The organism is Treponema denticola (assembly GCF_024181605.1).
In the GTDB taxonomy this organism is placed as follows: domain Bacteria; phylum Spirochaetota; class Spirochaetia; order Treponematales; family Treponemataceae; genus Treponema_B; species Treponema_B denticola_B.
The window spans coordinates 1345692-1372406 of record NZ_CP054477.1; the positions used below are offsets into that span (position 1 = coordinate 1345692).

General features: G+C 36.4%; 26 protein-coding genes. 16 read left to right on the forward strand and 10 right to left on the reverse strand.

The genetic code is table 11. From position 1 onward, the window contains the following. Positions 1-28: 28 nt before the first annotated feature. Together tkt and E4N80_RS06305 are read right to left on the reverse strand one after the other, a co-directional pair. Positions 29-2056 carry a transketolase gene (gene tkt, locus E4N80_RS06300; protein WP_253701009.1) on the reverse strand — a complete coding sequence of 676 codons (2028 nt, stop codon included), beginning with the start codon at positions 2054-2056 and terminating at the stop codon, positions 29-31. Between the two features lie 21 nt (positions 2057-2077). Further along, positions 2078-3565 (reverse strand): hypothetical protein, encoded by a 1488-nt coding sequence (locus E4N80_RS06305; RefSeq protein ID WP_366797270.1) that lies wholly within the window; start codon positions 3563-3565, stop codon positions 2078-2080. A 181-nt stretch (positions 3566-3746) separates the two neighbouring features. Here E4N80_RS06305 and E4N80_RS06310 point away from each other — a divergent pair, with 181 nt between their 5' ends. The 16 genes from E4N80_RS06310 to E4N80_RS06385 all read left to right on the forward strand — a co-directional run bounded on the left by E4N80_RS06310 (position 3747) and on the right by E4N80_RS06385 (position 16885). Beyond that, positions 3747-4166 (forward strand): hypothetical protein, encoded by a 420-nt coding sequence (locus E4N80_RS06310; protein WP_253701011.1) that lies wholly within the window; start codon positions 3747-3749, stop codon positions 4164-4166. 13 nt (positions 4167-4179) lie between these two features. Beyond that, entirely contained in the window at positions 4180-4524 is a 345-nt protein-coding gene (locus tag E4N80_RS06315; RefSeq protein ID WP_253701012.1) for a hypothetical protein, read from the forward strand. A gap of 157 nt (positions 4525-4681) precedes the next feature. Then, positions 4682-5185: a hypothetical protein gene (locus E4N80_RS06320; RefSeq protein ID WP_253701013.1), complete on the forward strand. Its 504-nt coding sequence runs from the start codon at positions 4682-4684 to the stop codon at positions 5183-5185. Positions 5186-5246: 61 nt separating this feature from the next. Continuing rightward, complete coding sequence (locus E4N80_RS06325; RefSeq protein ID WP_253701014.1) at positions 5247-5846, forward strand: DUF6707 family protein; 600 nt, start codon at positions 5247-5249, stop codon at positions 5844-5846. 77 nt (positions 5847-5923) lie between these two features. Then, positions 5924-6355 (forward strand): bacteriohemerythrin, encoded by a 432-nt coding sequence (locus tag E4N80_RS06330; RefSeq protein WP_253701015.1) that lies wholly within the window; start codon positions 5924-5926, stop codon positions 6353-6355. 95 nt (positions 6356-6450) lie between these two features. Next, a complete protein-coding gene (gene recN / locus E4N80_RS06335) occupies positions 6451-8136 on the forward strand; it encodes a DNA repair protein RecN (protein WP_253701016.1) in 1686 nt (561 codons plus the stop codon). Between the two features lie 11 nt (positions 8137-8147). Then, positions 8148-8957, forward strand: coding sequence for a TP0443 family flagellar-associated protein (locus E4N80_RS06340; protein ID WP_253701017.1), 810 nt, complete (start codon positions 8148-8150; stop codon positions 8955-8957). Continuing rightward, positions 8954-10150, forward strand: coding sequence for an HD domain-containing protein (locus E4N80_RS06345; protein ID WP_253701018.1), 1197 nt, complete (start codon positions 8954-8956; stop codon positions 10148-10150). Before E4N80_RS06340 ends, E4N80_RS06345 begins: the two co-directional genes overlap by 4 nt. 12 nt (positions 10151-10162) lie before the next feature. Beyond that, positions 10163-10699 (forward strand): cyclic nucleotide-binding domain-containing protein, encoded by a 537-nt coding sequence (locus E4N80_RS06350; RefSeq protein ID WP_253701019.1) that lies wholly within the window; start codon positions 10163-10165, stop codon positions 10697-10699. 39 nt (positions 10700-10738) lie between these two features. Then, positions 10739-11644, forward strand: a complete 906-nt coding sequence (locus tag E4N80_RS06355) for a M23 family metallopeptidase (protein WP_253701020.1) — start codon at positions 10739-10741, stop codon at positions 11642-11644. Positions 11645-11767: 123 nt separating this feature from the next. Then, positions 11768-12058, forward strand: coding sequence for an HPF/RaiA family ribosome-associated protein (locus E4N80_RS06360; protein ID WP_253701021.1), 291 nt, complete (start codon positions 11768-11770; stop codon positions 12056-12058). A 78-nt stretch (positions 12059-12136) separates the two neighbouring features. Continuing rightward, positions 12137-13192 carry an HPr(Ser) kinase/phosphatase gene (gene hprK / locus E4N80_RS06365; protein ID WP_253701022.1) on the forward strand — a complete coding sequence of 352 codons (1056 nt, stop codon included), beginning with the start codon at positions 12137-12139 and terminating at the stop codon, positions 13190-13192. A 12-nt stretch (positions 13193-13204) separates the two neighbouring features. Beyond that, positions 13205-13471: an HPr family phosphocarrier protein gene (locus E4N80_RS06370; RefSeq protein ID WP_002677845.1), complete on the forward strand. Its 267-nt coding sequence runs from the start codon at positions 13205-13207 to the stop codon at positions 13469-13471. 51 nt (positions 13472-13522) lie between these two features. After that, entirely contained in the window at positions 13523-14905 is a 1383-nt protein-coding gene (locus E4N80_RS06375; RefSeq protein WP_253701023.1) for a TldD/PmbA family protein, read from the forward strand. Then, positions 14905-16212, forward strand: coding sequence for a TldD/PmbA family protein (locus tag E4N80_RS06380; protein WP_253701024.1), 1308 nt, complete (start codon positions 14905-14907; stop codon positions 16210-16212). Before E4N80_RS06375 ends, E4N80_RS06380 begins: the two co-directional genes overlap by 1 nt. Before the next feature lie 97 nt (positions 16213-16309). Further along, a complete protein-coding gene (locus E4N80_RS06385; RefSeq protein ID WP_253701025.1) occupies positions 16310-16885 on the forward strand; it encodes an HDOD domain-containing protein in 576 nt (191 codons plus the stop codon). Positions 16886-16904: 19 nt separating this feature from the next. Here E4N80_RS06385 and E4N80_RS06390 read toward each other — a convergent pair whose 3' ends face one another. From E4N80_RS06390 to E4N80_RS06425, 8 genes are all read right to left on the reverse strand, one after another. Beyond that, positions 16905-18125, reverse strand: coding sequence for a hypothetical protein (locus tag E4N80_RS06390; RefSeq protein WP_253701026.1), 1221 nt, complete (start codon positions 18123-18125; stop codon positions 16905-16907). A 157-nt stretch (positions 18126-18282) separates the two neighbouring features. Then, entirely contained in the window at positions 18283-20046 is a 1764-nt protein-coding gene (locus E4N80_RS06395) for a hypothetical protein (protein WP_253701027.1), read from the reverse strand. After that, positions 20033-20716, reverse strand: coding sequence for a hypothetical protein (locus E4N80_RS06400; protein WP_253701028.1), 684 nt, complete (start codon positions 20714-20716; stop codon positions 20033-20035). Before E4N80_RS06400 ends, E4N80_RS06395 begins: the two co-directional genes overlap by 14 nt. 19 nt (positions 20717-20735) lie before the next feature. Further along, positions 20736-22088 carry a PQQ-binding-like beta-propeller repeat protein gene (locus E4N80_RS06405; protein ID WP_253701029.1) on the reverse strand — a complete coding sequence of 451 codons (1353 nt, stop codon included), beginning with the start codon at positions 22086-22088 and terminating at the stop codon, positions 20736-20738. Between the two features lie 19 nt (positions 22089-22107). Continuing rightward, complete coding sequence (locus E4N80_RS06410; protein WP_253701030.1) at positions 22108-23463, reverse strand: PQQ-like beta-propeller repeat protein; 1356 nt, start codon at positions 23461-23463, stop codon at positions 22108-22110. Between the two features lie 60 nt (positions 23464-23523). Continuing rightward, entirely contained in the window at positions 23524-24840 is a 1317-nt protein-coding gene (locus tag E4N80_RS06415; protein WP_253701031.1) for a hypothetical protein, read from the reverse strand. 22 nt (positions 24841-24862) lie between these two features. Further along, entirely contained in the window at positions 24863-25840 is a 978-nt protein-coding gene (locus tag E4N80_RS06420; RefSeq protein WP_253701032.1) for a hypothetical protein, read from the reverse strand. Positions 25841-25958: 118 nt separating this feature from the next. Beyond that, complete coding sequence (locus tag E4N80_RS06425) at positions 25959-26699, reverse strand: response regulator transcription factor (protein ID WP_253701033.1); 741 nt, start codon at positions 26697-26699, stop codon at positions 25959-25961. Positions 26700-26715: the final 16 nt, after the last annotated feature.

Genomic DNA, 26715 nt, shown 5'->3' on the forward strand with positions numbered 1-26715 from the left:
ATAAAATAGGCAGCCGCTAAATCCTTCTTTACCCCTTCTCTATCAGCTTTGCCAAGTTTTCTGACGTAAAGCCTAGGTGTTCTGCAACCTTGGCTCCGGGGGCTGAGGTGCCGAAGCGCTCAATCGAAAAATTATCACACTTGCAGCCTGTCCAGCCTTCCCAGCCTTGGGCGACTCCGGCCTCTGCGGTAATAACACGGATATGCTTTTTACATCCGCCCAAAACTCCATGTTTAAAATCCTTTGGCGAGTTTTCAAATCTTTCTTTCGACATAACGGAGACAACTCTGACCTTTTTATCCTTTACAAGACTTGCAGCCTTTACTACCATACTTACCTCGGAGCCCGTAGCCAAGACCGTTACGTCAGGAGTTCTATCCTGCTTGCCTACCGTACAGCCTGAGGCCGAAGCCTCTACATCCTTTACAATGTATGCACCGTTTTTAATCGATTCCCTCCAAAAAAGATCGCTCTTTTCCAAGACAGGTAAATTTTGGCGGCTCAAGATTAAACATACGGGGCCGTCCTTGTGTAAGAGAGCCTGCTTCCACGCCTCCCCTGTTTCCTCCGCATCGGCAGGGCGTAAAACAAGCACATTCGGAATTGCCCGCAATGAGGCTAAAAGTTCTATGGGCTGATGGGTGGGGCCGTCTTCCCCTACAAAGATTGAATCATGGGTAAAAACATAGATTGAAGGAAGCTTCATCAGAGCTGCAAGGCGGAGAGCCGGGCGTAAATAATCGGCAAAGACCAAGAAGGTTGCACAAAATGCCCTAAAACCTCCGTGAAGCTGAATACCGTTTGTGATTGTCCCCATTGCAAATTCCCTGATACCGAAATAAATATATCTTCCCGAAGGATTTTGATGAGAAAAGGCTGGAATTCCGTCCAAGCCTACGGCATTGGGGCCTTCCAGGTCGGCAGAACCGCCTACAAGATTGGGAAGAACTTTTGCAAATTCGTTTAAGGCCTTTTTTGAGGCGGCACGGGTTGCAAGACTTTCATCCTTTTTGAATTCGGGCAGCTTTACCGATTTTACAAGGGCTTCATCAACTCCGCCTTTGGCAAAGGAAAGATCCCACTCTTTTCTTTTTTCGGGATTGGCCTTTGACCAGACTTCAAAGGTTTTATTCCATTCGGCTTCGGCAAGAGCGAGTTCTTCTTTCCTCTTTTTAAAGAAAGCATAAGCCTCTTCTGCAACATAAAAATCGCCTTTTCCTTCGAGTAAAAGATTTTTCTTGGCTTCGGCAATGCCGTCTTTTCCTAAGGGTGCGCCGTGTGCCTTGTTTTTGCCTGCAACTGTCGGAGCCCCCTGCCCTATAACGGACTTTAAGATAATAAGAGTAGGCCTTTCATCTTTTTTAGATTCAAGAGTCAGGCGTTCAATATCTTCAAAAGAGTACATTGAACCGCGCAATACCTGCCAGCCGTATGCCTTGTACCTTTCTTCGATGTTTTCGGTAAATGTTAAGTCGGTTGAACCGTCGATAGTAATCTTATTTTCATCATAATAAACTATGAGCTTTCCTAATTTTAAGTGGCCTGCCAAACTGGAGCTTTCGGAGGAAACGCCCTCCATCAAACAGCCCTCCCCTACAAGGGCATAAGTATAGTGGTCTACTATTTTATGCTCGGCTGTGTTAAAGCGGGCTTCAAGCATTTTTTCGGCAATAGCCATACCTACGGCTGTAGAAATTCCCTGACCCAAGGGCCCTGTGGTAGTTTCAACACCCGGGGTGTCGCCGTATTCGGGATGCCCCGGACATTTGGAGCCAAGCTGCCTAAAACTTTTTATATCTTCTATTGAAACATCGTAGCCTGAAATATGCAAGGCGGAATACAAAAGCATCGAACCGTGGCCTGCAGAAAGCACAAAGCGGTCCCTGTCTTTCCAATCCGGATTTTTAGGATTGTGTTTTAAGATTTTAGCATACAGGGCAGCACCCAATTCGGCTGCTCCCAAAGGGAGCCCCGGATGCCCTGAATTGGCTTTTTCGATTGCGTCCATCGAAAGACTTCTGATTGAAAGAGCAATAGCTTCCAGTTCGTTTTTCATAAAAAACCTCCAAGATTATTTTTAGGTGAGAGCCGATATTTTATTTCTGATTTCGACCTTCAAATCCGTATATACATAGTATAAATTGTCAAGCGACATAGACATTACTTCAATAAAATTAGAATCTTCCGGAGACATAGAAGCAACAAATTCACTCCATTGGAATATCTTATCAAAAATTTGATAAATCATTAAGGCTGATTGACCATCAAAGTCCGATGTTTTTAATTTACGCTCATCAAGCTCATTAAAAAATAAAACAAGATTTTTATAAAAGTCTACCAAGTCTGCGCGTAAATCTTTTGAACCATCGTCCTTAAATGGATTATATAGGTTAACCCAATAATCGTAATGCATCTCTAAATAAGTTTTACACTTTGAAGATACGGTTTTATAGTTATTTATAAACTCCGGAATAAAGAAATCTAAAGATTCTTTTATAAAAAGCCCTTTTACCTCATCATCAAAGCGGGCCGCATAATGTGAAGATAAAAAATCCAAAACAAAGCAGTCTATAACGGCTTCCGTAACAGGCCTATTTATAGAATTAAAAAAATGACCTTCTTTACTTTCATCATAAGGATAATAAAACCAGCTGTCGGGACAGGCTATCGGTTCATCTAACACTCCAAATTTTTCCTCGATTCCGTAAGGCATAACACCGAATACATCCTTACGTTCAAAAAACAATTCCATCGGTGCTGCATTTTCATTAAAAAGAGCATCTTCAGCCAAAAAGAAAGCAAAGGAAAGAATCTCTTGAGTTGTCGAGTCCATAGGTAATATCTTTAAGGAGGAGCGGACAGCCGTTTCAAAGAGACTAAACCAATTCGAAATATCATCTTCCAAAAGTTCATGGCTTTCTTTTAAGATTTCAAATTCCGCATTTGCCCAGTCCTTGATATGCACAAAAAAACGCATAGGATAATCGAAATTACATTCATCAAAAACGGCCGAAAAATCCCAAGCAGTTACGGCAAAACGGGCTTCGGGATTAAAACTATCATGTAAACGGGAAAAGGTCTCTACATTTTCTTCATAGTCTTCACATAAAATATTGGAAAGATCGCTTTCGGTATATAAAAAATAAAAGGAAAAAATTCTATCAAAGCTCAAATACACCCTTCGTTTAGGGATTTCTTTTCCTTCATAAAAAAGCTTTGCCTCATGAGCATATTTATCTGCCGGCAAAAAGGGTAAAAACCGCGAGCCGGGGATAAAAATTTTCATTTTATTTTCCGTATCCGAAATTTGCACACAAAATTTTTTGCCGGTAAAAAATCCGTGCTTGCTAATCCATACACCGTCATCCGAATCGGGATCAGGAAAAAAATACGCGAGCGACAAGGAAATTAAAAAAACGCCCAAAGTATAATCATCAAAATTCTTTAGACCGATAAAATTTTTAAGATCTTCAAGAATAAAGGCCTCTCCAACATTTTTTAAAAATAAGTTAATTTTAGGCAATAAGGGTTCTAATCGGTCAAACATTGTCCGGCATTTTAACATATTAATCGTTTTTTTTCAAGATCGAGGAAAAAAGGTGTTGAAACTTGAATAAATGACAAAATATGGGAAAACTCGCAATAGCTAGGACACAAGACAAGAGTTAGGGCTATAAAACAAAGCAGAAATATAGTACAATACTATGGATATTGAGTAAGGCAAATTAGTATTATGGGAGATGGAAATGGATTTTATACATGATAGAAGCAGTAATATTCCTTTTAGCCTCCATGATAGCAAAATAAAAAAAATCATCTTTAATGACGACATATTGACATTAAAGATAGATAAATTATTTCGGTATACCAAAAATGGAGAAAAAATATATCCCGGAGATGTCGTATTTTATGGCAGCGACTTAGATGAATGTAGTGTTTGGATATTTGACAAAATTGTTTATGAGGGAGATTTTTCAGGGAAAGCCATCGGGTTAAAAGAATATATTGAAAAATTTTCCGGCATGGAGTTTGAAATTTTAACGGAAGGATACTTCGGATATACCGCAACATATACAGGATGGCTTTGGGAAGAAGGAAAAGAGCCTGTGTCAGCCGCTATGTATATTTGGAATACCGGCGATATGGTTTATAGGATTGATGAATAAAAAGGAGTTTGTAATGAATAATCAGATGGATTTTGTACTGCCCACTTTATATGATAAGTTTTTATCAGAAATGGGAGAGACAGGGGAATTTGTAATAGCCAATAGTGGCATAATTTTTTATTCGAGGGCGGATTTGGTGGAAAGGAACACCACCTACCAGATAGAAGAATGGGAGCCGGATTTTTTTATGATTGGGCAGGATGGTGACTCGGCTTTCTTTATAAAAAAGAATTCTGATGACACCATTTATATGAATGATTTAGGCGCCTTGGGTTCCATTGAAATGAACCGCATATCCTCAGATGTGTATGGATTTATTCAATATGCAGAAGAAAATTATGCGCAGTTAAATAGATAAAATTTGGAATTGATGATTAATAGATTAGAAAAGCTAATTAGTAGATGAAAAATACTATGGTTTTGAAGATGAAACAATCCGGTATGAGGATAGTCTTTGATAATAGATGAAAATGCTAATTTTCAAAAGGGAAAGGATAAAAGAGACAGGAGAAAATATGGAATTAGAATTTTTACAAGAGGAACCAAAACTTATCTTGACATATCCTCATAAGTCTAAATTTAATAGGATAGGCTGTTCATCCATGGTAGTATTATCTTTTATTGTTATGTGGATACTGAATCATCTTATGAGTGATCATACTGATTTTTCAGATAAAATGATTATGGCAATTGTGCTGATTGTCGCTCCGCTCCTTGTATGGTTTATGGGATATTATCTCTTCATAAATGGAGTGAAATTAGAAATTTATGAAAACAATGTTGTTAAATACTATACTTATGGAAGTAGAGGACGGAGTGTATTACATTTTAAATTTAAACTTGAAGATATAGAACAAATAAAAATGAAGAATTGTCCGTTTCATTGTCTGAAGATGACCATAAAAATTAGGAATCCCATTTTTTGTGGTTTACATGAGAAGAAACTAAATAAGCTTGTAAATGTAAGTATCATCATAGATAGAAAAAAAACGAATTTTTTTATGGAACAGATGCAATAATTACAAAGGAATTGATGAATAAATTATAATCTTTATCAATAACGGAGGATCGTAGACAAATATGTTATTTGAAAGAATTATTGCGGCGCATGGTGAAAACAAAATCATCAGCCTCTGCAAGAAATTAATCAAAAGCTCTTCATTTACAAGCAGTGCTGATGCTTCTAACTTATGTGAGTTGGCATATTGGCTATATGTTATAGGTGATAGAGAAAACTCTTTAAATGTTTGTGAACATACCAACATAGAAATCCCTAAGGAGATTAATTACAATGTATGGGACTTCATACTATGGATTTGGGGCTTAGAGGCATATATTTATAATGAAGAGGGGAGAAGTAATGATAAGGCTTTTAGAATAGAACAGATGAAAAGAGTCTGGTCAACTCCTAAAAACAGTAACGACACAGAAGAAAAAACTTGGTCATTTGTTCAGAAAATAATGAGCAGGCAAACTTTTGAAACTATATGTAAGCTAAAGAATATAGAAGAAGCTGAAAATTCCGGAAATAAGAAAACTGCAAATGATTATCGATTTATTGCTCTTTATAGTATGATAGGATATGGAGTCACTGCTTTCTATCCGGATTTAGAGAAAAATAAGTATGAGTTAAATGAGAAAATTAAAGAATATATTAAGTGTTTAAGACAAATTGAATAAATAGTAAAATTTTAAATATGATATCTATAACACGCTCCCTCCCTTGACTTTTTTTGATAATTAGCTAAAATAGTCTTATGAGTGAAATTAGATATTTTGAATGGGAAGACTCATTAAGCGTAGGGTATAATACAATAGATTTACATCATAAAAAACTTTTAACCATCATGGGACAGTTTAAAAATTTATTTGACTTACCTCAAGAAGAATACAAACTAAAAATAGGTAAAATACTAAAAAGTTTATCCGATTACACCTATTATCATTTTGAAGAAGAAGAAAAAATAATGAATGAATACGGTTATCCCGATTTAAAAAAACATGCAGAAATACATAAATCGTTTATAAAAAAGATAAGAGAAGCAATTATTCCTTTAGCTTCCGGAAATATCGAAACGGGTCTTAAATTTTACGATTTTTTGGGCAGGTGGCTTGTTGAACATATAGCCGGCGCCGATCACGAATGGTCGGAATATATCCATAAAGAACATCCCGAAGCCCAATTTTAAGCATTTACACTTCGTCATTTGTACTTTTTTACGCCTACTTGAAATTTGCTGCATTTTGGTTTATACTTTAAGATGTTGGAATTTAAGGAAAGTAAATGCTTGAAAATATATCGGTAAAAAACATAGCTTTAATAGACAACCTCTTTGTAGAATTCGAAAACGGTTTAAATGTTTTAAGCGGTGAAACAGGCGCCGGAAAGTCGATATTAATCGGCTCCTTAACTCTTTTACTTGGAGGAAAAACATCTACCGACCTTATACGCTCAGGTACTGATGAAGCCGTAGTATCGGGAAGCTTTTTTATCGGAACTGAACACAGCGAGGCCTTAAAATGGCTTGCAGAACATGGAATCGAACCTGAAGATAACCGCATTCTTCTCCGCCGCAATTTAAAACAAAACGGCCGATCCAATGCTTGGATACAGAGTACACCGGTAACAAGGAACGAACTTGAAGACTTCACCTCTCTTTTGGTGGATATCCACGGCCAGCACGATCATCAGTCTCTTTTTAGAATTGCAGAACACCGCCGTTTTTTGGACAGCTTTGCAGGCATAAACAACGAAGTGAAAATGTTTACCTCTCTTTATGCCGAACTTGCTGAAAAAAGAACAGAGCTTGAAAACTTAAACCTTTCCGAAAAAGAACTTGCCGAAAAACAAGAGCTTTTGCAGTTTGCCATCGATGAAATAACAAAGGCAAAATTGAAAGAAGACGAAAAAGAAGAACTTGAAGCTGAAGAAAAAAGATTAAACCAATTCGAAAAACTCTTTGAAGCCTTAAACACGGCTTCTCAGCTTTTTTCCGATGAATCGGGTATCATCAGCCTTACAAAAAAAGCAATGCATAACCTTGAAACTGCAAAAAATTGCGATGAAGAACTTGAAGACCTTTCAAAAAGGCTTGAAACCGGCTACTACGAATTGGACGATATAAGTTCTTCTATAGATTCCTATCTTTCAAAACTGACATTTAATCCTGAAAGGGTGGAACAAGTACAAGAAAGGCTTTCTTTAATATATAAGTTGACAAAAAAATACGGGGCAACAATACACGATGTCTTAAACTATGCCAAAAATGCCGAAGAACAGCTTGAAAGTCTTTCCAAACGGGAGGCCGGAAAATCGGAGCTCGAACAGAAAATAGGAATTTTGCAGTCAAAGCTTTTAAAACTGGGAAGAATCCTATCCGAAAAACGCAAGGAGGCATCTTCAAAACTTCAAAAGGAGGTTGAAGAAGTTCTTTCCAATTTAGGTATGCCCAAAACAAAATTCCAAGTGCGGGTTGACACTCGGCTCCCTGAAGGGAACAAGCTATCGGCAAATCCTTACGGTTTTGACGATATCGAGTTTATGATAAGCCCCAATGCGGGGGAACCTTTGCGGCCTCTTGCCAAAATTGCATCAGGGGGAGAGCTTTCTCGCGTTATGCTTGCCTTAAAAACGGTACTTGCGGAAGGAGATGAAGCGGACACCCTAATATTTGATGAAATCGATACCGGCATCGGCGGAGAAGTTGCGGTAAATGTAGCCTCCCATATGAAAAAGCTGTCGAAAAAAAAGCAAATTCTTTGTATTACTCACCTTGCGGTAATCGCATCTCATGCCGATAATCACATTAAGATAGAAAAGAATACGATAGGGCAAACTACCAAAACCTCGGCAGCAGCTGTTTCAGGCAAGGCAAGGCTTGAAGAAATAGCAAGAATGCTGGCGGGCGACGAATTAAGTGAGGCATCTCTCAGACATGCTGAAGAGCTTCTGTTAAAATATGTCCGATAGAGGAGATTATTGTGGACGGGGAAAAAAGCGGAAACAGAGAACTTTATACAAAACGGGTTTATGAATATGATCAGGTAATAAACCAAGTTTTAAAACATGAAGAAAATATTCTTTCGCTTATAAAAAAAGACACATTCGGTGCCGCTTATAAAAAGCTTGTACTTGCCGATGAGATGATTTACTTGGCAACCCTTTATCTGGCCAAATTCAGGCTATCGGTAGCCCTCCTCGGCGGGAAAAACGAAAACATTCTAAATGAAGCGCGAAAAACCCTGTATAAGCCCATAATCTACCTTGAGGAAATTGTAACCGACCTTATAGATGCTCCTTTTTCGGAATATGAAGAAAGCGTCGGCCGGATTTCAAAGATTACCGAAAAACAAAGATATTATCTTATACGAAAACTGGGCCTGGTGATAAACCTGGTAATAGATGCATACGGGGAAAATACCAAATGGCGTTGGTCCTTTATCGACATAGAAGCCCGTTTTGCAGTAGTTGCAAAAAACATAATGGACCTAAAAGAAATAAGCCAAACAGGCTTAAACCCTCATGCTGAAGATTATGATACGGTCATCTATCACCTCCGCCTTGTAAAAAAGCTTTTTACAAAGGCAGCCGACAAATACCGCGAAAAATATGAAATTGTTACAAACAACATAAGCGACTTCCGCACTGCAATCCTCTTTTTGGAAGGCTTAAGAAGGGTGCACATGGTTTTAAATGAGCACAGGGAAGTTGAAGAAATTAAACGTAAAATCGAAATCTGGAAAGATAAAATGGAAAAAGATCTAAAACAAAAGGATAAACCTAAAAAATGATTTTTACGACAAAAACCGTTTTAAAATTATTTGAGGCTTTCTCAATCCAGCGTTGGAACGATCTTATCCGGCCCTTTGAAATAGTCGAAATGGATAAAACAGCCGAAAAGACCTTTTTAGCCTATATAATCGGAAAATATGAAGAAAAAAAAGGTAAAAAAATCGATTGGGATAAGATAATCGACGGTTCCGTTTTTGATATTTTAAGAAAAATAGCCCTTTGCGATATAAAGGCGCCGGTGCAAAGAAAAATCCGAAAAGAATACCCTGAAGAATATAAAAAAATTAACGAATGGATATTCGAAAAATATAATGATATTTTTCCCGACGGAGAATTTAAGGCTAAATTTCATTCATATCTTTTTGAAGAACCCGATAAAGATGATATAACATGGAAGGTTTCACGGGCCGCACATAAATATTCTACAATAAGAGAATTTGAAATGCTTAAACCGGTAAACGAAGCATTCCGTTTAACCGAAATTGACGGCTTTTTAAAGGAAGAAATCTGCGAGTTTATGGATTTAACCGGCATTCAGCTTCTCCTTGCAAACCAAAACCCTCATAAACTTATAACCGAAATAGAAAAATTAAGATTTCAAGTAAGATGGAACCAGACGCCGCGTGTTCCTCCGACAACGGTATTGGGGCACTCCTTTTATGTTGCAGCCCTAACCCTTTTAATGTGTTACGATTTAAACATTAATAAGGAAAGAAGATATAACAATTTTTTTTCGGCCCTATTTCATGATCTTCCTGAAGCGGTTACAAGGGATATTATTTCGCCCGTAAAACAGGCAACGGATCACTTGCCCGCCGTAGTAAAAGAAATTGAAGAGCGCATAGTAAAGGACGAGCTTTTACCCTTGATGGACGAATCTTTTATAGATGAGGTTATGTATTATATATCCGATGAATTTGAAAACAGGGTTATTGTAAACAAACAGGTAAAAATTGTAAGTTTTGAAGAGTTATCGCAAAAATATGCCGATAAGGAATTTAAGGGTACGGATGGACGCTTGGTAAGGGTTGCCGACCAGATAGCAGCCTTTGTTGAGGCCGAAAGCTCAATCAAATACGGAATTACATCCAAGCATTTGGAAGAAGGCCGCAAAAACATACTGGGAGCTTATCCCGTAGGAACAAAGATAAATAATTTAAGCACGGATGTATTTTTTAATGCATACCGATAATTGGGAGTAGACATGAACAAGGTAGAAATGGATAGAGACATTTTTTTTCAAGAAGTAAAACAAACAGCTATTTTTTCGTGCATTGAAGATGCGGATTTAATGCAGATAATAGATTTTTCTGAAATTCTTTCCTATGAACGAGGCGAAAGTATTATTACCGAAGGTACCGAAAACAATGGCTTTTTTGTATTATTAAGCGGAAAACTTGAAATAGTAAAAAGCGGAAAATGGGGAGATGTAAAAATAGGTATTTTACAAAACAATGCAAGCTTTGGTGAAACTTCTCTCTTTAAAGATCAGCCTGCAACGGCCACCGTAAACGCCTTGGATCCTTCGACAATCCTCCTAATATCTAAAGAGCAATTTACGGCATATATAAAAGCTCACCCAAAAGCAGGAAATGTTATCCTAACCTATATAGTTTTTAGTCTGCTGCAAAAACTCAATACCACGAATGAAGAAAGGGTACAGGAAAAAAACATTGAATTCTCTCCGGAAGATTTAGCCTTTATGGTTGATATGTTTACCACTCAGGACTCGCAATCCTAAGGAATTTCCCTAGATAATCAAAGGGTCTAAAGAGGCTTAATGTATAAAAAAAACATTTTAAGGCTTTTATTTTTTGTTCTGTTCTCATTTGCCGGATTTGCGGAAGATGTTATCCACATAATCGAAAAAGGAGACACCCTCTATTCTATCAGTAAAAAATATAACACGCCTGTAGATTCTATTCTCAAAAAAAATAATTTAAGCGATCCTTCAAAAATAAAAATAGGACAAAAACTCATAATTCCCGTAGCAAGTTCTGCAAAAAATGATAAAAAAACTAATGTCAAGACCGGTTCGGAGGAACTTACTCATGTGATACAAAAAGGAGACACCCTTTATGCCTTGGCAAAAAAATTCGGTGTCAAATTTTCCGATATTCTTAAACTAAACGGCCTTAGCGAAAAAACACCCCTAAAAATAGGCCAAATTTTAAAAATCCCTAAAGGTAAATCCCAAGGCTCGGCCAAAGAGCAGAAGAGCAATTCAGCCCAAACCGATAAGCAAGACAAGACCTCAATTACAAAGGCGGGCTCCGATAAGGAAACACAATCCGTAAAACCAAGCACTTCTACAAAGCAGGCCGATTCCAAGCTACTTTGGCCCGTTCCGGCCTCAAAGGTTTCTTATCTTTCAGGGAAAATTACAGGAGTCGTTATAGACTCGGTAAAAGGACAGTCCGTAAAGGCTGTAAGCTCGGGGAAGGTCGTATCTACAGGCCCGCACCGTGGCTTCGGGCAGGTCGTATTTGTTCAATCTAAGACAAAACACATCTATGTTTACGGCGGAATGGAGAAAATCGTCGTAAAAAAAGGCGATACAATCGCCGTAGGTCAAAAGCTGGGAGAGCTGGGAGTAGAATTACTTACCGGTAAGGCAAGACTTTACTTTATGGTTTACGATAAAAATAAGCCCATCGACCCTGCAAAGGCCCCAAGAGGCCTATAGTTTTTACTAAAAGCCTATTTTCCTCTCAATTTCATTTTTTTACCATTTATTTGTATTTTACGCTCGACTTTTCGGTAAAAGTGTAGTATGCTATAAGTACAATGAAATTGTGTGGAGGAAATTATGAACATTAACATTCAAGCAGTAAAATTTACGATGGACGAGGATCAGAAAAAATATCTCGATCAAAAGTTTAAAAGAATTGAATATGCGGATAATCTTATTACCGATATTCAGTGCTTTATCAAACTGGATAAAAAGTTTATCTACGACACAACAATTAACTTCAGGTGGGGGGGCACGGCCCATGTTTCAACCGAAAACTATGAGTTTGAGGCCGGCGTCAATAAAATGATGGATATAGCCGACCAAAAAGTCAAAAAAGAGAAGGACAAAATTCAAGAAAAGAAATAAACTTAACTTAAGTTTTTAATTTTAAGGGAGCTCGAAAAAAGCTCCCTTTTTTCATTTTAAACCGGTAAATTTTAAATTATGAAAACAACCGAAAATCAGGCAAAGTCTGTTTACAAAAAGACCTTAAATGTGTATAGTAAAGACATGGCTAACATAAGCTTTTCGGTGCTCAACCTTTTGGAATTAGACCTTAAAAAACATGACTCCCTTGAATTAACCTGTGTATCGGGGAGAATGGGGCTTTCCAATAAGATTCTGGAACCTAATATCAACCGTCCGGGACTTGCCCTTTCAGGCTTTTTCGATTCATTTGCAAATGAAAGAGTGCAGCTTTTCGGCCGAGGAGAATATGCCTATCTTGCCACCCTTACGGAAAAAAAAGACCTGTCCACAATCGAAAAAATGTTTTCTTTTAAAATTCCGTGCTGTTTATTTTCAAACGATTTAAAACCTCCAAAAGAATTTTTAGAAATAAGCGATAAGCATAATTGCCCTATTTTGACTTCAACTCTTTCTTCAAATGAACTGGCCTTACGCCTCTTAAGAATCCTATCGAATACCTTTGCACCTAAAATTTCTTTACATGGAGTCTTGGTTGAAGTTTTCGGCCTAGGCATTCTCATAATGGGCAGCTCAGGAGTCGGAAAAAGCGAAACAGCCCTTGAGCTCATCGAAAGAGGACACCGCCTCGTAGCCGACGATGTGGTCGAAATCTCCTGCATAAACGGAAATACCCTTGTAGGACGGGGAGCCAATAAGATTATAGGACACCACATGGAAATAAGAGGTTTGGGTATAATAAACATACGACAGCTTTACGGTATAGGAGCTATACGGGAAGTAAAGCAGATTCAGCTGGTTGCAAAACTTGAAGAATGGGATGCCGAAAAGGTTTATGATAGATTGGGAACTGAAGAACTTACAACGGAAATTCTTGATGTTAAAATTCCTCTGTTGGAAATACCGGTTAAACCCGGAAGGAATGTGCCGATTATTTTAGAAACGGCAGCTAAAAATGAAAGACTAAAGAGTATGGGGTATTTTTCTGCAAGAGAATTCAGCAGAAATGTTCTTAGATGGATCGAAACCGATTCTGCAAGGACACCCTACTACACTGATGACGACACATATTAAAAGGATTAAATTATGATTTCAAAAACTATTAAGGTTCAAAATCGGGCCGGAATACATGCCCGTCCGGCAGCTCTTATTGCACAAAAATCGAATAATTTTTCTTCGGAGATTTTTTTATGCAAGGAAGATGCAAAAATCAATGCCAAATCGGTAATAGGAATTATAACTATGGCCGCAGCCTACGGCACGGAGCTCACTCTTACCTGCGATGGGCCTGATGAAAAGGAAGCATGCGAAGCAATCGAAACTATTTTTAACAATAAATTTGAAGAAGAATAAAATTTTTCGGAAATTAATATTTCCTACAAAAACTTTTTATGGAGGTATGTCATGAGATTTGATGATTTAAAGAGCCATGCGAGGCTTTTTTCGGAGTACACCGAACTTAGGGTTCAAGAAAATACGGCTATGTCGGTTGCAGCCCTAAACGGTGATCTTGTAAACAATGTTCAAGCCCGAAAAGCCGGAGTTTGTGCCCGCTCTTTTAAGGACGGGGTATGGGGCTTTGCCTCATCACCCGAACAAACGGACGAGGCCATAGCCTCATCTATAAAATCGGCAAGCGAAAACGTTAAGTTTTTAGCTAAAAAAACGGGAAGCGGTCAAGCAGAACTTCCTGCCTTTACGGGACAGGGCACCTACGGAAAATACGATCCTTCCAAGGATGCCGATCAAAAGGAAGCTATAGACTTTATAAAAGACCTTGAAAACTACACGGCAAAAAAATATCCCGAACTTCAATCAAGAATTTTTAGAATCTCGGCCAATGGAACCGAAAGGCATCTTATTACCTCGGACAAGGCTGATGCCCATACCTATATTTCAAGGGCAAATTTAATGGTGAGCTTTAAGCTCCTTTCGGAAGGCCAACCCATAGGCCTCTACGATGTATTCGGAGGCTACGGTCAATTTAAAAACCTCTTCGATAAGCCTAATCTTTACTATTCTAAAATAGACGAAATGGTTGAAAACCTAAAACAAAAGGCGGCCGGAGTCTATGCTAAGCCCGGTATTCACGATGTTGTACTCGGCCCCGACCTTGCAGGTATCCTTGCCCATGAAGCAATAGGACATACCACAGAATCGGACTTCGTAATGTCCGGTTCCATTGCAGCAGACTTTATGAATAAGGAAGTTGCGACTCCATTGGTAACACTCGTAGACTTTGCCTACGAGTGTAACGGTAAAATATGCCCAGTTCCGATTTGGATAGACGATGAGGGAGTTGCTGCAAAGGATGCCGTTATAATAAAGGACGGAATCTTACGATCCTATATGCATAACAAACAGTCGGCAGCCATCTTCAAGGTAGATCCTACAGGAAACGCCCGTGCAAACGAGTTTTCGGATGAGCCTTTGGTGCGTATGCGGAACACCGCCATTCTCCCCGGAAAGGATAAGCTCAAGGACATGATAGCGAGCATCGATAACGGCTACTATTTTGTACGCTCATCGAATGGGCAGGCCGACTCTACAAGCGAATTTATGTTCGGCGTAGTGCTCGGTTATGAAATTAAAAACGGAAAAATCGGCAGGGCCGTAAAGGATTGCACTATAGCGGGAGTAGCCTTCGACATGCTTAAAACCGTAACAATGGTAAGCGACGATATGAGTTGGAGCAATGCCGGCATGTGCGGAAAAAAGCAGCTCATCAATGTAGGAATGGGCGGGCCTGCAATCAAGTGTAAAATCGGAGTAGGAGGACGGGAATAATGAGCGGATTTGACGGAATAAAACATACGGAATTTATCTTGGATGCCCTTAAAAAAGAGGGAGCCGATAAGGCTACGGCAAGGGTTTCAAAAAGCGTAAAAAGTGAAATGAATATTGATGCAGGCCGTTTAAGCCTTTACAGGAGCACGACGGATATTTCAGTTTCGATGACCTCCCTTGTAGAAAGCAAAAAGGGCTATATTGCAGGAAACGATTTAAGCGAAAAGGTCTTAAAAGAAAATGCAGCAAAGGCTGTTTCCCTTTCTCGTTCTTCCGAAAAAGATGACGGGAACGATATTTCACCTATGCAAAAGGGAGAAACTCTTTCCTACGGCGATACGGAACCCAATAACGAAAAAATGTATGAGAGGCTAAAAGAATTTTTAGATTATACAAAATCGGCCTACCCTAGCCTGCAATTAAACCAATGTGTTTTGGACTTTACACGAAGCGAACAAAACTTTGCAAACTCAAACGGAGTGCGCTTTACACAAAGCTCAAGCATATACAATTTTGCTGCAATGTTCTTTGCAAAAGACGGCAAGGGTACGAGCAGCTTTAACTATAGCGAAGCCGCTCACCTTAACTTGGATAAGCCCTTAAAGGACTGGGGAAACCTCGATGAGATAATGAGGGAAAACTGCGGGCAAACGGTTACAGCCCCTCTTTCAGGTTCCTTTACAGGGGATATAGTTATAACTCCTATGAGTATGATAGATTTTGTAGGTACTATGCTGGGGCTTTTTATGGGAGATATGCCCCTCATTACAGGCACATCTATTTGGAAGGATAAATTAAACCAAAAAGTACTATCGGATTTATTTACCCTCCATTCGTTTCCCCGAAAACCGGCGGGCACTGAACTTGAAAGCCTTTACACCGGAGACGGCTTTAAAACCGAAAACAAAACACTTATCGAAAAGGGCGTTTTAAAAGACTTTGTTTTAGGGCTTTACGGTTCTAAAAAAACAGGACTACCGCGCTGTGTTTCGGGAGGAGAAGGCTTAATCATCGAAAGCGGAAATACGGCAAAGGCCGATATGATTAAGAATGTCAAAAAAGGAATTTTACTCGGCCGTTTTTCAGGCGGAAACCCTGCCGCAAACGGAGACTTTTCGGGCGTTGCAAAAAACTCCTACCTCATCGAAAACGGCGAAATTACAAAACCTCTTTCCGAAACGATGATAGCAGGAAACATCGTAAAGATGTTCAACGATATAATTTCCGTTTCAAAAGAAAAAGTAGACTACGGAAACGCAATAGTTCCGTGGATGCATTCTACAGGCATTACAATTTCCGGAAAGTAAACTCTTAAATTTTTAATAAAACCGCCTTAATGTGCCGAGCTTACAAGTTCTATAAAAAGCTAGGGCTTGAGCACCGGGCGGTTTTTTTGAGGAAAAAATGTTACCTTCTAAAGAAGAAGCAGAAAGATTACTTGAAGAATCCTATTTAAAAAATCCCGGTCCTTGGAGGGAACACTCCATTGTTGCAGCCAAGTGTGCGCAAAAAATCGCTTCCGCATGCAAGGACTTGAACCCTGACAAGGCTTATATTTTGGGACTCCTCCACGATATAGGACGGAGGGAAGGCGTAACAGCCCTTGCCCATGTAATAGACGGTTATGAGTATCTTATGAAATTAGGCTATGATGAGGCTGCCCGAGTATGTATAACTCATTCTTTTTCTATAAAAAAAATAGAAACCTATATCGGCAAAAACGATGTCAGCCCTGAAGCGTATAAAAAAATAAAAAAGCTTATCGACGAATACGAATATGACGATTACGACAGGCTCATTCAGCTATGCGACAGCATTGCTCTCCCTCAAGGTTCTGCAAAAATCGAAGAGAGAATGAGCGATGTAAAAAAACGCCACGGCTATTATCCCCAAGACAAATGGAACAAACATATCGAACTAAAAAAATACTTTGAACAAAAATCCGGCTTGGATATAGATAACCTAGGAATCAGGGTGTAGAGATCGTTTTAATATGTTCTTATTTATACAAGTCCTTTACTGCTTCAATAACGCTTTTAAGATGATGCCGCTTTATTTGTGCATCGGAAGCGTTACCTTCATTCATTTGGTTAATAGAATGTTGGTTAAACGGATAGCCTAAATGTTCTTTTGCATATTCAATATTATCCTCGTTAATAAAATCTTTAATCGGTGTTACTCCTTCATATTCGGTAAAAGGGCCTTGGCAAATATAACCGTCACAAAAATTCTTTAACATAAAAGGTTCATAACCGTATTTATAATAACTTGTTTGCGACTTCAGTAAACCGAAAAGTGAAGAAGCCATATCTACACCGAAGTGACGGTTTTCTTTAGGAAGGAGTGCCATAGCATAATCAATTACGCCGTCAACCGGCAAAACGTAGGGAGCATCATAGCCTTGTACAGATACCCAGGGACAATGCAGCGAAATAGTAAATACCTTATCTTTAATTTTTTCATATAAAGCATTTCCAAATCTAAGATCACCAAAGCGAATAAACTTACCTGTTTTTACATCTGCAATAGGCTGACGGTATTTGGAAAAAGCATGGTGCATACCGCAATAACAAAGCACCTTTTCTCCCCTATCGAGCACTTCGGTTTTTACTCTATCCGCCCAATTTTTTTCAGAAAAATTACGGAAAATTTTTTTACGTATTTCAGGATTATTCCTATCAGCTTCCGTTTTTTGAAGAGACCAATCGAGAACATCGTTTATTCCGAGTATGCGCATTTTTTTTGAATCGGGAGGAAGTGAGGCATTTAATTTCCATGCAGCTTTAAAAATATCGCAGTATTCATGATAACCTCCAAGCCCTATACTCACATATGCATTTAAATTTATCTTTTGAGCCAGTTTTTCATCATATTGCGGTGCAGTAACAAGGACATCGATAAGAGGCTGATCTTCATATAAGGCAAATTCAATTGCTACAGTGTAAATTCCGTTTTCATACAACAAGGGAATTAGTTTTTGTACAAGAAGCGGATCATGTTTTATTCTATGGTATTCACCTAAAATAACGGCATCATGATCTTTAAATTTTTCTATAACATAGGATTCAGGTGTCATATAGTTTTGTAAAACATAATCAGCACAATCCTTAGCCTCTTTCGGAAATTCTTGTTTTGTATTATCCGAAAAACAAGAAATAAATAAACACACACATATTGCCGCTATTCCGAATAAATAGATTTTCTTTTGTAAGTTTTTCATATTTTCCTCCAAAAATGTTTATATAAAATTCACAAGATATATAATAGCATATAAATTTTAATCTGTAAAGGGTAAAAAAATATTGTAAAAAAATATTGTAAAAAAATATTGTAAAAAAATATTGACAAAAAAATATTGACAAAAAAATATTCGATTTTTATCTTACTAAAGAAAACAAAATAGAATCTTCTAAATTTTCACTATAAAATGTAAGGACATTATATATGTTTTCGATTTCAAGTAAACTGTTATCTAAAAAAGCAAAACTATAGGGTAAAAAACGCTTTATTACATCCCCCTCTTTTATTTTAGGTTCAGGTTCGGATATGGTAATTTTAAAGCCGTTATAATCGATCTCACCCATACAAGGTAAAAATTCAACAGCTTCATTGGTCAAAGGATCTTTTTTGCAAGAAACAGATTCTTTGTTATTGCAACTTTGTATAATAGAATCTAGCATTTCTAAAAAAAGCGTGTCTGTCGGTGTACCAAAAGCATATCCAATTGCTTCCCATCCTGTATATTCAGAGTTAATTAATTCTTTTAAAAAGCTTATACCGCCCTTATCAATTAGGTTTACTTTATTATCGACATCCCAATCCATTCCGCCTTTTTTCCAAAAACACCATGATAAAAAAAGAGTCATCGCTCCCCGCTGCCCAGCGGAATCGCTTAAACCGGCTGCACTATTTTTACAGAAAGAATAAGCTGTCGTGTCTTTTAAGAATTTATTAAAAAATTTTATATTTCCTCCGCTAAACCCGTATCCAATTAAATTTTCAGATAAATGACTTAATCCTTCATCTAGAAACACATCCATTCGGCCAGCTTCTAAATTTCCTTCGATTATGCGAGAATATGTTTTTGCCGTAAAACTAACAGCATGAGTAAGTTCATGTCCGATTGTTGCTGCTATGGCTTTATAATAATAATTATCAGAAGGATTTCCAGAAGGAATTGCTGCATATATAATATCCGCCTCATTACTTGACGGATTATATAAAACAGAATTTTTATCCTTGTTATTTTTAAAGAAATCTGCAGGATTAAAAAAACCTAAAGCTTTTTTTTCATCATTTATAGTTTGAGTAAAAATAATAGTTATCTTGCCGTTTTTATCAATATCGGCGGCTTTTCCAAAAATTTTTAAAACTCGATCCAAAATAATATTTTCAACCTCATTGATACAAAGATCTAAAAAAACTGTATCGATTAAAGTTTTTTTTGGAATCCAAACATCAATATTATCTGAACTATAATATTTTTTAAAGGAAATATAATGAGGTTCCGCAATCTGATTTTTTGTATTAACAATATAAAATTTTTTTTCACTTTTATTTTCAATTGTATTTTTAAAATATCTAAGAATAGGAACATCCGGTATAGGAGAGACTGAGTTAATATTATCATAACATCTAAATAGTTTTAAACCATCCTCATCTTCCAAATTTGTATCTTTGCAGTTCAAATAATTTAAGTTTTTCTTTTTGATAAAAAAATTATCAGCACTACCGTTTAATGAAGCAATATAGGCTTTATATTTTTGATTTTTAAATATACAATCAAATGGTGTTTGAAGAATACGGAATTTTGACTTCATCAAGTTTTTATTAAAGCGTTCTAATACGGTTATGGAAATTACTTTTTCACACCCCATAGCTATTACTTTTATTTTGTGCTTTCCCGGTAAAAGGTTAACAGAAATCTGAGAACCTTTACCTAAATCACCGTTAATAGAGGATGTCCAATAAACGGAGTCAATATCCTTATTAATAGACAATACAACAGGTAAATCATCATAGTATACATTGCTTTCTATAGGAGAAATAATATGAAAGATAAAATCATTTGTACTGTATTTATTTTTACATGAAATCAATAAAATACAAAAAAGAAAAAATAAAGATTTATTCCGTAACAAAATTAATACCCCCTGTCTGTATCGATGAAACAGAACAATAATTATATTTTTCAAATAAAGGGTCTCCAAAATATTTTTGAGCAGTTACAACCAATCGATAATTATTATTTTTTTTAAGTGTATTAGCAGGAATTATAATATTACACGCATTACTCGCATAGCTATAAACAGTATCAAAGGTATTTTTTACTTCTACTGTATAAATACAATTTTTGCCGCACGACTTCCAAGCAATTTGTATATTATCGGTATTTGAAACAGATTCACCTTTTAAAATAGACTTACCCGAACTATCTTGAAAAACAATTAATTGAGCCGGTTCTAATATTTTTTCATGCGGAATAGTTAATTTTTTTTCTTGAGTCGCAGCATTGGTTTTAATATATATTATAATATTTCCGGAAGCAGGAAGATAAGTTTTTTTCCAATAGTAATATTTTGAAGAATCAAATTCCAAAAACTCTGCACGATTAGATTTATCGATACAAATAATACGGGCAGCAGTTACGGCATTACCGTTTTTATCTTCCAAAAAAACTTTTACCGTACTTTCATCGGATTTATCGGATTCAATTAAAACTCTTATACCTATTTCATTGGATTTGTCTTGAAATTGCTTACATCCTAATATAATCAACATAAAAACACACACTATAGACAGTTTTTTCATAAGTTTTTCTCCTATCTTCTTAAACTCTTATTGCACAAAGTTTAGCCCTATTTGTATCAAAGTCGGTATTAAAAAAGATATAGTAATTTTTATATAAAAAAGTTACTTCATCGCCCCAGCCCAAGACTGTTTTATCTACACCTATAAGTTGTCCGGTTTTTATGTCAAAAACACGCAATCCGTCTAAATGGGTTACAATATATGCCCTGTCATTTGCAATAATAGGAAAAGTACTGCTCGTTCCTCCCACAGGATGAAAACCCCATTCCAATCTAAAATCTTCCGCATTTACACAGACAAGTGAATATACATGCTCTTTTGCTATGTTTATCTGTAAATGAGCATCCCTTGATGCAACAGTAGTATAATAAAATTTCCCTTCATGATACTGAATACCGCATATATACTCTGAAGGTGTTATTAGGGGCTTTGTAAAAACAGGGCCTTCTTCTTCATCATACCTAAAAATTATCTCTCCCGTATTTTTGTTTACTTTTAAAAGGCTGCTGTCCAAAACATATAAAATATCGTCATGCACATACAGGGAATTGGCAACCGAACCGCAAAGTTTTTCAATCTCCGTTTCCCATAACACGGTCTTTGTAGTTAAATCTATAGCTACAAGAATACACTTTCCTTTATCTATGGGCGTATATGTATTCATTGTTATAAAATATAAAATACGGTTTTCGATTATCGGAGCTGTCAAAACAGTACATTCTTTATAATTTTCTCTTACATATATTGATTCGGGAATAATCGTTTGTATTTCACTGCTATGAGTATAATCTATTTTTGAAACCTCTAATTTAACAAATGGTCTAAACATAAGGTCGCTGTTACCTCTGGTTGACCAATAAATGTCTATACCATCGGTAACTATATCATAAAGACAGCTATTAAAAATAGCTTCTTTTTCGGTTTTGCCTATTCGTACAGCAGCCAGCACATCTCCCGTTAAATCCGAATGGCAATAGACTATACCGTAGGGCGACATATAATATAATCTGTCTTCTATCTTGACAATATTCGAAAAAGAAAAATTTAAAGATGTGTCAGCAAAAACCTTTGAAGACTTCCACACATAAGTGCCGCTTTCCATATCTATCTTAACAAGTCTTATTTTTTCCAATCTTGAACCGTTATTATCTACATCCGTAATAAATTCCAATAAATAAAAATATTTAGCCTCGGTATAAGCCTGAGAGCGCAACTGCATGCCATCCAGCTGTAATTGCCATGCATAATCGGGCTTATATACAGGTTCGTTGTTTTCTTCTATGGGCTTTCTTTTACCACCGAACAATAAATCGCAGGAGGTAAAAATTACCGTAATAAACACCAATACACACACTATAGACAGTTTTTTCATAAGTTTTTCTCCTATCTTCTTAAACTCTTATTGCACAAAGTTTAGCCCTATTTGTATCAAAGTCGGTATTAAAAAAGATATAGTAATTTTTATATAAAAAAGTTACTTCATCGCCCCAGCCCAAGACTGTTTTATCTACACCTATAAGTTGTCCGGTTTTTATGTCAAAAACACGCAATCCGTCTAAATGGGTTACAATATAGGCCCTGTCATTTGCAATAATAGGAAAAGTACTGCTCGTTCCTCCCACAGGATGAAAACCCCATTCCAATCTAAAATCTTCCGCATTTACACAGACAAGTGAATATACATGCTCTTTTGCTATGTTTATCTGTAAATGAGCATCCCTTGATGCAACAGTAGTATAATAAAATTTCCCTTCATGATACTGAATACCGCATACATACCCTGAAGGTGTTATTAGGGGCTTTGTAAAAACAGGTCCCTCTTCCTCATCATATCTGAAAAGTATCTTTCCCGTCTTTTTGTTTACTTTTAAAAGACTGCTGTCCAAAACATATAAAATATCGTCATGCACATACAGGGAATTGGCAACCGAACCGCAAAGTTTTTCAATCTCTGTTTCCCATAACACGGTCTTTGTAGTTAAATCTATAGCTACAAGAATACATTTTCCTTTATCTATGGGCGTATATGTATTCATTGTTATAAAGTACAAAATACGGTCTTTGATTATCGGAGCTGTCCAAACAGTACATTCTTTATAATTTTCTCTTACATATATTGATTCGGGTATAATCGTTTGTATTTCACTGCTATGAGTATAATCGATTTTTGAAAGGTCCAATTTGAAAAAAGGAGTTGCTATAGGATCACTATTACCATAACTACCCCAATAAATGTCCATTCCATCGGTAACTATATCATAAGCACAACTATTAAAAATAGCTTCTTTTTCGGTTTTGCCTATTCGTACAGCAGCCTGCACATCTCCCGTTAAATCCGAATGACAATAGACTATACCGTAGGGCGACATATAATATAATCTGTCTTTTATCTTGACAATATTCGAAAAAGAAAAATTTACATATTTATCCCTAAATACTTTTGAAGACTTCCACACATAAGTGCCGCTTTCCATATCTATCTTAACAAGTCTTATCTTTTCTTGTATTCTTTTCCCTTCACTATTTACTTCGACAATAAATTCCAATAAATAAAAGTACTTACCATCTGCATAAGCTTGAGAACTAAGCTGTTTACCGTCCAGCTGTAATTGCCATGCATAATCGGGATTATATACAGGTTCGTTGTTTTCTTGTATGGGCTTTTTTTTACCGCCGAACAATAAATCGCAGGATGTAAAAATTATCGTAATAAACACCAAAATACACACTATAGACAGTTTTTTCATAAGTTTTTCTCCTTAAAATTTATGGCGAGTTTAAAATAAAAGCCCACCATAAATTTTTTATTATCTTTGTTTTGTACCTGTTTTAATCATTCTCTCTATCATTCTTTTAACCTTATCAGGAGGATTTCCCGAATCTTTATAAAAAATTTCACCATGGTTATACTCAAAGGTAACATAGGGTTTCCCTTCAATATCGATAGATTTTGGATGGATACTTTTAGGTATAAATTGGCTTTCTTTTGCCACCAAACAGTCATGTTCATCAGAGCCTAGGAGGTCATTTATATTACTATCGATGTTATAGCAGTAGTCTCGGGCAGCCGCACACTGGCGGGCATATCTGGGGCTTCCGGTTATTAATCCCCATAAACAACAGCTTCTTATAATGTGCAGTTTGCTCGCAATATTCATACCAATTCTGAATACTTTAATTTTTTTTCGTATATTTGCAGAGTCGGGCAGCATATCAAGGGTATTATTTTTTAATCCTACAATATAGCCCACAGGCATTTCATTAGGAAGTTTTGAAATATGATTATATGCTGTATACCAACTATAAACAGGGGTGTAATGCCAACGCAAGGCCCAATATCTCCATCCCCAACGGCTAGTTACCCTGGTCCATCTAAGATGTCTTTCAGTTCCTGTTTGAACTTTGTATGTATAAGCATTACTCTCTAAAACATATTGCCGTATAAAGTTGCTTTGCGGAATCATATCTCGAATTTCACCCATACCGCTTAATATTTCATCTGATACTGCCGGTGAAACAGCCTTTAAGCAGGGTTTAAGCCAAGCCATAATACCGTCATTCGGTAATATTTTATCGTTGACAAAATTCCAAATTCTATTGAGGATATTTCCTTCAGTTAAAAATTCGAAAACTTCGCCTAAATCAAGAATAATACGGGCACGAGGTATTATCTTTATGGCACCTATACAGCCGTCATAGAGGATACCTATATCTCGCCGTATTTTAACATTTACGGCAGGCAATCCCCCTTCAAGGGCTTTTAAACCTCGATCTACCCCGGATACGGTAATAACCGCATTCAATCGATTAAACATCTGGGGATCATTATCTTTAAGATAACCGGCAAATCCCAGAACCCGCAAACCACCTTGACTGTGACCTACAATTGCAAATTTCTCATTATTACTATTTTCTTTGATGAAGCCGTATTCATCATTGATAATATCTTGGAGCCCATCCGAAGAAGGCTGATAGTTCAAAAATTGAAAGCCTTCAAATTTGTAGGTTTTTATACCGCTGTCAAGATTATTAAATTCACTTGCCTTTGATTTTGACTCACTTTCTTCCGAAAAAGCAGCTAAAATACAAAAGCTAAAAAACAAAGCTATTATTATTTTCTTCATTGTATTTCTCCTCACATTAATTTTACAATAAGAGTTTAAATAATGAGTCATCTGCCTCATTTATTTTAATATCTTCATATAATTCTATAACCGTTTCCTTATAGCTTAAATCTCCCGGATCACCAAAAATCATGTCTTTTTTTTCAATTACCTCTCCGTTTTGCTGCAATTCGGCAAGTTTTTCGGCAGTAATTTCAGGTACATCATCCGCACTATCATAAATAACGGTACCTTCTGAGACAACTTCTATTTTATTAGGATTTTGAACATCTATTTCGGTAAAACTTCCTACTTTTACCGGAACACCGTCTTTTTCCTCGTATACAATATTTGTCTTGCTTGTTATTTTAGTTCCATCCTCCTGAATATATACATTTTCCACTTCTTGAAGAATTTCGTTATTCATATCAAAACAAATACGGGATGATAGCAGCTTTTCATAATTATTTTTCGATAAAAGAGCGGGAGGTAAATTTAAAACAAATAAGCCGGTTTCCGTATCTTCTTGCATATCCAATGCCAAACGGGAAGCTTCAGAACGGATAAATTTTAAATTTACCCTGCTCAAAACTGTTTCCGGTTTTAAAAACTGCAGACTTGAATCTACATCATCATTTAACATTAACCTTTTTTCGATAACTTCAGTATTCGGATCAAAAACTATCGCTTCTTTTCCGTCGGTAATTATTGATCTAGCCGAGATATCGTATTTTTCCTCTGCCGGAAAATCAATCCGTGTAAGAATTCTCTCCCCAATTGTTTTGATCGATAAATGATAAGTTTCTTGAAGCTTTGCATGTGTATCTGTACGGTTATTCATAGTATGAATCTGTACATTTGCCTGAAAACTATCAATTGAGGAACCTTTTTTAGAATTCCATCTGATAGTTACAGGGTTCTCATCAAACAAAGCGCGTTTGCCGGGATTATTCACCTCATTCCTACATGCCGCAATTAGACCAACAATCAAAATAAAAAAGTAAAAATATCTCTTTTTCATATAAAAATCTCCATACTAAAAACAGTATGTGAGATTTTTTTTTATCTGTCAATGGAAAAATAGCAAAGAACCAAAGTTCCATAAAAAAGAACTTAGGTTCCGATAAAGCTCTTATTTGTTACTCAACTATTTCGTGTTTTTCTATAAAAATAAGGAATTCGGCATAGTTGTTTATATTAAGCACCTGATATATTCTGGTCATTTCTTTTTTTATAACGGATTCAGAAATACAGAGTCGTTCAGCAATTTCTTTAAATGATAAATGCATGGAGGCTAATAAAAAACAATCACTCTGCCGGACTGTTAAATCCAGCTTAGAAATATTAAAAACTTTTTTTTTGGTATAATATTTTCTTAAATCATGAGCAAAAAAAACTAAACCACCGGCCAGGAGTATTAAAGCAATAACAATGTTAAAAAGGCTCAGTTTTAGTAACTCTAATCCCCATTTCACATATTGACACACAAAAGCAAAAATAAAAAAAGATAAAACAAAAGTTAATTTAAAAACAGTATGATTTTTAAAAAAATTACACCGCCATAAAATTAATAGGCTTACACAATAAAAAAGTAACCCCAGAACATTTCCTCCAACAAATATATTGACAAAAAAAGCAATACAGCCAATCAATGGCCATAATAGACTGTATTTTGGTCTAAGCATTAAAATCAAAAATATAAAAAAAATAAGTATATTTGATATAAATATCATCCTATCGCTTGGAAGTATTTTAAAATACATCAATAAAATGATGTTTAACATAATAAAGCAAAAAATAAAAGCCAAATATCTTGATTTTTTTATCAGGTCTTGGGAGTAAATAAATTCTTTAAAAGATGCCCAAATTTTCTTCACCATAATTTATAGTATCATA

Bases quoted from the DNA above. Each gene is read 5' to 3' on its own strand.
- tkt (WP_253701009.1), bottom strand. From the start codon at position 2,056: ATGAAAAACGAACTGGAAGCTATTGCTCTTTCAATCAGAAGTCTTTCG.
- E4N80_RS06305 (WP_366797270.1), bottom strand. From the start codon at position 3,565: ATGTTAAAATGCCGGACAATGTTTGACCGATTAGAACCCTTATTGCCT.
- E4N80_RS06310 (WP_253701011.1), top strand. From the start codon at position 3,747: ATGGATTTTATACATGATAGAAGCAGTAATATTCCTTTTAGCCTCCAT.
- E4N80_RS06315 (WP_253701012.1), top strand. From the start codon at position 4,180: ATGAATAATCAGATGGATTTTGTACTGCCCACTTTATATGATAAGTTT.
- E4N80_RS06320 (WP_253701013.1), top strand. From the start codon at position 4,682: ATGGAATTAGAATTTTTACAAGAGGAACCAAAACTTATCTTGACATAT.
- E4N80_RS06325 (WP_253701014.1), top strand. From the start codon at position 5,247: ATGTTATTTGAAAGAATTATTGCGGCGCATGGTGAAAACAAAATCATC.
- E4N80_RS06330 (WP_253701015.1), top strand. From the start codon at position 5,924: ATGAGTGAAATTAGATATTTTGAATGGGAAGACTCATTAAGCGTAGGG.
- recN (WP_253701016.1), top strand. From the start codon at position 6,451: ATGCTTGAAAATATATCGGTAAAAAACATAGCTTTAATAGACAACCTC.
- E4N80_RS06345 (WP_253701018.1), top strand. From the start codon at position 8,954: ATGATTTTTACGACAAAAACCGTTTTAAAATTATTTGAGGCTTTCTCA.
- E4N80_RS06350 (WP_253701019.1), top strand. From the start codon at position 10,163: ATGAACAAGGTAGAAATGGATAGAGACATTTTTTTTCAAGAAGTAAAA.
- E4N80_RS06355 (WP_253701020.1), top strand. From the start codon at position 10,739: ATGTATAAAAAAAACATTTTAAGGCTTTTATTTTTTGTTCTGTTCTCA.
- E4N80_RS06360 (WP_253701021.1), top strand. From the start codon at position 11,768: ATGAACATTAACATTCAAGCAGTAAAATTTACGATGGACGAGGATCAG.
- hprK (WP_253701022.1), top strand. From the start codon at position 12,137: ATGAAAACAACCGAAAATCAGGCAAAGTCTGTTTACAAAAAGACCTTA.
- E4N80_RS06370 (WP_002677845.1), top strand. From the start codon at position 13,205: ATGATTTCAAAAACTATTAAGGTTCAAAATCGGGCCGGAATACATGCC.
- E4N80_RS06375 (WP_253701023.1), top strand. From the start codon at position 13,523: ATGAGATTTGATGATTTAAAGAGCCATGCGAGGCTTTTTTCGGAGTAC.
- E4N80_RS06380 (WP_253701024.1), top strand. From the start codon at position 14,905: ATGAGCGGATTTGACGGAATAAAACATACGGAATTTATCTTGGATGCC.
- E4N80_RS06385 (WP_253701025.1), top strand. From the start codon at position 16,310: ATGTTACCTTCTAAAGAAGAAGCAGAAAGATTACTTGAAGAATCCTAT.
- E4N80_RS06390 (WP_253701026.1), bottom strand. From the start codon at position 18,125: ATGAAAAACTTACAAAAGAAAATCTATTTATTCGGAATAGCGGCAATA.
- E4N80_RS06400 (WP_253701028.1), bottom strand. From the start codon at position 20,716: ATGAAAAAACTGTCTATAGTGTGTGTTTTTATGTTGATTATATTAGGA.
- E4N80_RS06405 (WP_253701029.1), bottom strand. From the start codon at position 22,088: ATGAAAAAACTGTCTATAGTGTGTGTATTGGTGTTTATTACGGTAATT.
- E4N80_RS06410 (WP_253701030.1), bottom strand. From the start codon at position 23,463: ATGAAAAAACTGTCTATAGTGTGTATTTTGGTGTTTATTACGATAATT.
- E4N80_RS06415 (WP_253701031.1), bottom strand. From the start codon at position 24,840: ATGAAGAAAATAATAATAGCTTTGTTTTTTAGCTTTTGTATTTTAGCT.
- E4N80_RS06420 (WP_253701032.1), bottom strand. From the start codon at position 25,840: ATGAAAAAGAGATATTTTTACTTTTTTATTTTGATTGTTGGTCTAATT.
- E4N80_RS06425 (WP_253701033.1), bottom strand. From the start codon at position 26,699: ATGGTGAAGAAAATTTGGGCATCTTTTAAAGAATTTATTTACTCCCAA.